Source organism: Nocardia camponoti (assembly GCF_014646135.1).
GTDB classification, from domain to species: domain Bacteria; phylum Actinomycetota; class Actinomycetes; order Mycobacteriales; family Mycobacteriaceae; genus Nocardia; species Nocardia camponoti.
Window position 1 is genome coordinate 530,093 of sequence record NZ_BMMW01000002.1, and the last position, 3,718, is coordinate 533,810.

A 3,718-nucleotide genomic window follows, 5' to 3' on the forward strand; every position below is an offset into this window, starting at 1 on the left:
CCGATGTGTCCGACCTAATCGATCGGTCAACGTGGGGGGTTAGCCCGGAGTCGCCCCAGCCGCCATCTCCATCAACATCCTGGGAGGCCACCGCGCTGACGGAAGCTGCCGTGAACGAAGGCCGCGAGTCCCGCTAGCTCGCGATCAGGGTGTCTGCCGTTGCCCAATCCGGGGCTGCGGCCAGTGGCACTTCCATTACTGCTTCCGAAACGGCAAGGCGCACGCCAAGTCTCGGCTTGCCTACCAAACCAGCGTCGCTTCCCAATGCCATGCGCACTGCCGCCCACGGCAGGTTTACCCCCGCGTACGCGGTCTGGAACAAACCTGCTGAGGGGCGCGCGTTCACTTCCAACAGCACCGGTTCGCCCCGGTAGTAACGCAATTGGACGTTGGTCAGGTACGCAAGCTCGAAGTGGGCGACAAGGCGGGCGGCGATGTCGACCAACGTCGGGTCGTCAAGCAGCATGCGGTAGCGGCCCTGTTTGGCGCGGGCGATGCCGACGATCAAGTCGCCTGCCCGCGTCGACAAACAGTCGATGCTCACCTCAGGCTCGTCGAGGAACGGCATCACAAGCAGTTCAGGTACCTTCTCGCCTTCCGCCGCCGCCCGGTCGAGCGCGTTCGCCACCGCGTCAACGCTCGCGACCGGCCTTGGCGCGGAACGCAATCCGGCCACGCTCAACGGTCGATCATCGAGGATGCGGAAGCCGAACGCGGAGTACTCACCGCTCGGCTTGATGCACAGGGGATCAGCCGACAGCTCAGCAACGGCAGCACGCAAGCTCACCGAATCGCTGGCCACCCGCCACGGTGGAACGGGAACACCCGCGGCAGTAGCTAATTCGTAGGTGCGCGCCTTGTTGGTCAGCGCGCGGATCGAGGCGAGCGGCGAGCACGTCAATGTTGTTCCGACAGCAGCGAATTCGCCAATCCGCCCCGCCAACGCCGTCAACCGACGCGGCGCGATGAGTACGTCGATCGCATGCCGTCGACAAAACTCCAGCGCGAACCGCGCGTACTCGGGATCCGAAACATGTTGGGGCTCAACGGCAGCGACGTCGGCGGCCCGCAACGCGACCGCGTCCGGGTCGACATTGCTGGCGTACACAACCACGTCGACCCCATCGGGGTTCTCCCGTAGCAACCGCATGACCTGTACTGACGCCGCCCCAGCACTACTTAACCAAACTCGAAGCGCGATGACGACGCACCCTTCTCTCCAGCACCAGTGCGCAGACCATAACCCGATTCGCCCACTTGCACATTTCGAGAACAACCGCGGTTCCCTGACCGCGAAAACCGGACGGTTAAACGAGCCCGTTGCGTCGCGCGTAGTCGATCGCGGCAACCCGATCGCGCGACGATGTCTTCGCGAAGATGCGGTTGATATGCGTCTTGACCGTGTTCACGGTGAGGAACAGTTCCTCACAGATTTCCGCGTTCGTCATCCCCCGCGCGACAAGCACGAGGATCTCGCCTTCACGGCGTGTGAGACCGTCGGGCAGCGTGGCGGGCTCGGGAACCCCACGGGCGGCGGCGAGCAGCGAGTCTTGCACTCGCGCGTCGATCACGGCCATGCCACTTGCCGCCGAGTGCAGGGCGCGCACGATGCCCGCACGGTCGACATCCTTGGTGAGGAAGCTGCGCGCACCGGCACGCAATGCCGAAAGCGCGGTCTCGTCGTCGGCGTAGGTGGACAAGATCACGACCGCGACCTCGGGGTGCTCAACAGCCAACCGGGCGGCGGTTTCCACGCCGTCGAGCACGGGCATCCGAAGATCGAGCAGGATCGCGTCGGGGCGCTGCTCCGCCACTCGGTCGAGGGCCTGCTGCCCGTCGGCGGCGGTAGCGACTACGTCAATGTCAGGAAGCACGTTGAGCATCAGTGCGATGCCTTCGCGAACGCTCGCCTGATCGTCGGCGACAACGATGCGTAACGGCTTATCGGCATCCATCGCCGCGTCCACGTAGCCTCCCTTCGAGCCGAACAGTTCGCGCACAGGCCGGTCGGCCATAGGCGCGGCCAGTGTGGCTGACGACAACTGACACTCTCCTCCGGTTAGGGCTCAGTCAGCATAGTCGGTTGCCGTAGCCGTTTCGTTACGCTCGCGCGGTGACGACCCACTCTTGTCCGCGCACCCCAGCGCTGACCGTGCCACCGAGGGGTACCAGCCGCTCGCGCATGCCGACCAGGCCATAACCGCCGTCGCTGGTGCGGTACTGCTGACCGGGCACGCTCGCGTCGATCGGGTTAGTGACGGTGAGCACGACGTCGCCGTCGGCATAGGCGAGCACGACGTCGATCGGCTGCTCAGGCGCGTGTTTAGCGGCGTTGACCAGCGCTTCGCCAGCGACGCGAACCAGGGCGATAGCGATTTCCGACGAAACCGGCCGCACCGACCCGTCGACCGTGAACGCGACCGGCACCCCAGCACGATGACGCTCAACGAGCGCGGCGATTTCCTCGTCAAGTGGCCCGGCGTCGGCGCGCAACCCCTTGACCGCGTGATGGGTCTCGCGCAGCCCGTCGCGTGCCGTGCGCTGCAGGTCATCGAGCAGTTTCAACGCGCTTTCCACATCGCCAAGGTCGGCGAGCACCGCGCGCAGCACTTCGAGTTGGATCCCGATTAGCCCGAGCGAACCGGCGAGCACGTCGTGCACTTCGCGGGCCATGCGCGCCCGTTCGGCGTGCACAGCTTCGCTGACCTCGTCTTTTCGAGCGGGGGAAGCGCGGCGATCGTCGGGGTTGCCAGAGCATGGCAAAGCTGACATCCCGACTGCGTGCATCCGTCAACTAGACCCCAGCCGATGCGGCCTTGTCAACGCGAGAAGGCGCCCATCTCACCCCGTACGGCGATGCGCTCACCCCTGCCGCTGGTGCATGCTGTCTGATGCGCTCGGCACAGAACTCGAGAGGAGGGCCAATGCCCGCTGCCATACCGCGCGGGGAATTGGCCCCGATCGTGGCGCTTTTATGATCGATGTGCTCATCATGGGCGCGAGCTGGGCTTCGCCGCGTCACCGCGTCACCAGTGCGTTCGCCGCCGCCCTCGATCCGGCGCGCTTCCGACCGCGTCTGCTTGGCAATTCCGGCATCGGAACGACCGCACGCACCGCGTTGCTGAGCGAACTCGCTCGCCGCAGCGGGCCGGTAGTACTCGCCGGATACGCCCAGGGGGCCGCGATTGTTGGCGACGTCGCCGCCCAAGTGTGCGGTGATTCGTCGCACAGTGTCGAGATCGTCGGGTGCGCGCTGATCTCGGACCCGTACCGTCCAGCGGGCATGTCGATCGGGACCGATCCGGGCGGGCACGGCATCCTCGGCCAGCGCTCGGTTGGGCTTGTTCCGACGTATTGGGTGGCAACCAGCGGCGACCTGACGACCGCGTTGCCGGTCGACAGCGCACTGCGAATGACCGCGGAAGCGTGCGAATACGCTGAGCTGTCGACCGAGGAACAGATGGTCGGGTGGGCAAGGCGGCTCGTGGACGCTGATGTCCGCGAGCAGCTGAGGAAGTTCCCCTTCGGACTGCGAATGTGGGATTCACGCAGCACGGAACTCAACGAACTGAGTGCCGTGTTGTTGACGAAACCGTATGTCGATTCCTATCTCGGCGTCGACGGGGTGGCCTCGCTCGCGCGGGTGCTCAACCGTGAGCTGAAGATATGTTGATGGGTGGCGTAGCGCGTCACAGCGCTCCCAAAGTGAGGTTTTTGG

4 protein-coding genes are annotated in these 3,718 nt (G+C 65.3%); 1 reads left to right on the forward strand and 3 read right to left on the reverse strand.

Features of this window, described 5'->3' with window-relative positions:
- Window positions 1–133 precede the first annotated feature (133 nt).
- From IEX78_RS10705 to IEX78_RS10715, 3 genes are all read right to left on the reverse strand, one after another.
- Entirely contained in the window at window positions 134–1,150 is a 1,017-nt protein-coding gene (locus IEX78_RS10705) for an ATP-grasp domain-containing protein (RefSeq protein ID WP_229683869.1), read from the reverse strand.
- A gap of 157 nt (window positions 1,151–1,307) precedes the next feature.
- Window positions 1,308–2,015, reverse strand: a complete 708-nt coding sequence (locus tag IEX78_RS10710; protein ID WP_229683870.1) for a response regulator — start codon at window positions 2,013–2,015, stop codon at window positions 1,308–1,310.
- Window positions 2,016–2,100: 85 nt separating this feature from the next.
- Window positions 2,101–2,772: a sensor histidine kinase gene (locus tag IEX78_RS10715; protein ID WP_188828758.1), complete on the reverse strand. Its 672-nt coding sequence runs from the start codon at window positions 2,770–2,772 to the stop codon at window positions 2,101–2,103.
- Between the two features lie 202 nt (window positions 2,773–2,974).
- Here IEX78_RS10715 and IEX78_RS10720 point away from each other — a divergent pair, with 202 nt between their 5' ends.
- Window positions 2,975–3,673: a hypothetical protein gene (locus IEX78_RS10720; protein ID WP_188828759.1), complete on the forward strand. Its 699-nt coding sequence runs from the start codon at window positions 2,975–2,977 to the stop codon at window positions 3,671–3,673.
- Window positions 3,674–3,718 lie beyond the last annotated feature (45 nt).